At 47.5% G+C, this 3,123-nt stretch carries 3 protein-coding genes; all 3 read right to left on the bottom strand.

Annotated elements, in window-relative coordinates; genetic code table 11:
* Nucleotides 1–902: hypothetical protein (locus B2R48_RS02225; RefSeq protein WP_296997269.1), on the bottom strand; the 902-nt coding region annotated here is incomplete at its 3' end.
* The gene (locus tag B2R48_RS02220; RefSeq protein ID WP_296997266.1) at nucleotides 899–1,534 is read right to left on the bottom strand and encodes a TnsA endonuclease N-terminal domain-containing protein; all 636 of its coding nucleotides are present in this window, start codon (nucleotides 1,532–1,534) and stop codon (nucleotides 899–901) included. The genes B2R48_RS02225 and B2R48_RS02220, both read right to left, overlap by 4 nt.
* A gap of 1,043 nt (nucleotides 1,535–2,577) precedes the next feature.
* Complete coding sequence (locus B2R48_RS02215; RefSeq protein ID WP_296997271.1) at nucleotides 2,578–3,117, bottom strand: TRAP transporter large permease subunit; 540 nt, start codon at nucleotides 3,115–3,117, stop codon at nucleotides 2,578–2,580.
* Nucleotides 3,118–3,123 lie beyond the last annotated feature (6 nt).

Here is a 3,123-nt window from a genome sequence, read left to right as displayed (position 1 = left end):
TCAGGGCTAATATCAAAGCCGACCACCATGCGGCTGTAGCTGTCTATGGCTAACGTCAACCAAACGCGGCCCATCACATCACCGTTTGGGTAGACAACTAACAAGTCAATCAGGTGGTGATCTATCTCGACCCGCTCCAGGGGATAGTCAGTACCAATCCCCGAACCAACAGGACCAAACTTTTGATCTGCCACTTGTTGTCCATGATGGGCCAGCAGCACCTCGTAGGGGTCCAGCTTGCTGAGGTACCGATAAATTGTTCGACGGCTGGGAGCTTTTAACTTCATGCCAACTGACGCTGTCTGATTTTCCTTTTTTATTCGGCGACAGATAGCCCGATAAATCTCCGTTCCAGTACTGTATTCCGGCTTCAAATACCGTTCATGCACAATTTCCCAAATGATACTTTCAAGTCGGTTGTCAAAACGCCTCTGGCGCGGGCCCTTGAAACAATTTCTAGGCAACAAGGCACGAATATCCTTCCCGCCTAAAATCCAGGATTTGTACCAGCGCATTAGGGTGCGCTTTGAAGGAAGTTCATCGTAACCATCTTGATCGTAACGCCGAATTACACAGCTAACCGCTTGATTAAGATTGCTCGCACCTGAAGCTTTATCCACGTGCCTGACAAACTCGAGTCTGGCTCGGGCTTCAGCTCGCTCCTGATCGCTAAAAGAGTCGAATGAGACCAACTGGTGATGAGCATAATTGGGAAAGGCGCTCAAAATCTCGACTTCACCGTCAAATACTGCCTGTGCAATCTCTTTAGACGGTATCAGCAGCGGCTCGCCCGTATCCAGACTACTGAGATGAACGTCTTGGTTTTCGGTCAAAGTCACGACCTTATACTGCGCACCTTGAAATGCGAGGCGAGAGCCTTCAGGAAGATGAATTCTCGTCATTTCTTTCCTCCCTCGTCCGCGAGTTCGACAGAGGACTTCATCCCGATCTTTTCATCCAGATTGAGCTTAAGCTGTCCCGTTGCGACCAGTGTCAAAGCGTCATCAAGGGTCGCCTCTTCACCTATGATTTCCACCACATCCTGAATCAGGAAACTTCCTGCGCTCTCGGAATAGGACCTGAACCTACTCGCATCGAACTCTGGAGAAGCACTCAAGCGGTGAGGACTAAGGGACCTGACGTTCGAACTTCTTGGTTCCCGCCGAATGTCATCTTCCGTCCAAATCTCGAACTGATAGCCTTTTTCAGCTAGTACCGTTTCGATAACCGGAAACCGTTTCAAATTCTCCGGCTTCCCAAGGTCGCGCTTGGGCTTGACCTCAATTACTTTCCGACCGAAATCACCAGTGATCAAGATGTCCGGAAAATACACTCTCTCCCGACCATCAAACTGGTAGTTCAATTTGAATGGCTGCACCGCAATATCATCAACTTCGGGAATGAGATCGAGAATGATGAGGGCATCTCTTTCAAGCTGAGATTCCCAGGGAAGTAGACGTTTGACCTTACGGCTGTAGTAAAGACCGTGCACTCGCCCTTTGCTGCGGCTTACAACTTGGCGTACCGGATTCATAATAAGTTTCTCCTTCGCATGATGCAGGCAAAGCTCACCCGTGGCGTGCTGACACGCAGTGCTTGCCTTGGATTTGGCAACGTGCTAAAGGAGAGTCATCACACTGTTCGCTTTAGCGACGTAATTGACCGGTTCAGTTCTCTGGATCGGTTTTTTGCGTTTTTGGGCCTCCGTTTACGGATTTATTTCGGCCTTCATAATCCTGCCACAGGATTTTTTGTCAACACGCCCTCAAGGCAGAAGATCTACCAATGGTAGTATTTTAGTTTTTTCCAAAAGACTACCGGCTAATTATTCTGTATCCGCGTGCAGTCTGAATTTTCCAAATCAGCTTTACAGAATGCGTCCAAGCACAGACTCATTTTTTGTATTAAAACTAAGGTTATATCAGTTCTCTGGAAGTCCACCAACAATGGTACCTCATTCAACAAACCACTGACAATTTTATGTATTTTCGAAAACAAATCCGAATTCTGTATCCATTTTCAAAATACATAATTCAACTTATATTTTAATTTCGGTTTGAAATGAAATGGTCTAAGAAGCCTGTTGTAGGCTAAGCCAGCCTGGAAAAGACCTGATGCCAATTGAATAACTTATAAGACTCGGGGCTGTTTTCTTAATTTATGCTCGGGCTGAGGCAACGCATGGCCAACCTGGTCAAACTCCAGGCGCGAATTTCTGGTCGGCGTGAACAACAAACCAGCTAATTGCTGTTTCGTTGATGCTCTAGATGTAGGTGAGAAGAAGCTAGCCGCAGTAGAACGAAATCGTTGTCAACTTCTTGGCACGAATGACAGCTTTTATGGCACGAATGACAACTTTTGTGGCACGTGACATGTCACGTGCCACAAAAGCTGACATTCGACTTATCGCGAAATCAATGCGTTAGCATTTTCGATTGCCAGATAAGTTGTCATCGATTGTCACAAAAGATGACAAAAATCTGCAGAATTGACAGAAAAGCTGACAATTTTCGACAAACCAAAAAAAAAGAAGGTATGGCACAAAGGCACATACCTTCTTCGCACACTAGAGCGACATCACGCTCCAGGAACTTTTCGACTCTCTGTTATTTTGTCGGATGTATTTGAGGAAGTGTTGTAATTACGAACAAGCAACACACCACCAAAGAAGATGCCGGGGATTGCGACATAGATAAATGGCGCGACACAGGCCACTGCAATACCCACAAACATGCACCGCGCAATCCTGTTCTGCTTGCCATTGAGGTATCCTTCAATGGCAACTGCCAGCGAAATTGCAGCAACAACACCGCCCATCAACGCCAAGGCAACTTGTAGCCCCGAACCCTCACCGATGATGGCCGGGTTCCATATAAAGACGAATGGCAACAGGAAACCAACCGCAGCCAGCTTGACAGCATCAAAGGCTATCTTGAAGGGGTCCTCTTCTGCGATGGCAGCGGCAGCCAAAGCCGCAACAGCAATTGGCGGAGTGAGTGCCGACAAGATCGCGTAGTAAAGAAGGAACATATGCGATTGAAGAAGCGGATACCCCAGCTTGGCAAGAGCAGGTCCGACCAGAACCGCGGCCAAAATATATGCGCTTGGTGTCGGCATGCCCAA

Origin of the sequence: Thalassospira sp. UBA848 (assembly GCF_002295455.1) — a bacterium.
In the GTDB taxonomy this organism is placed as follows: Bacteria; Pseudomonadota; Alphaproteobacteria; order Rhodospirillales; family Thalassospiraceae; genus Thalassospira.
This window is presented reverse-complemented; position numbering and strand designations above follow the sequence as displayed.

What these genes read in the sequence shown, in the direction of transcription:
- B2R48_RS02215 (WP_296997271.1), bottom strand. Translation starts at nt 3,117, where the DNA reads ATGCCGACACCAAGCGCATATATTTTGGCCGCGGTTCTGGTCGGACCT.
- B2R48_RS02220 (WP_296997266.1), bottom strand. Translation starts at nt 1,534, where the DNA reads ATGAATCCGGTACGCCAAGTTGTAAGCCGCAGCAAAGGGCGAGTGCAC.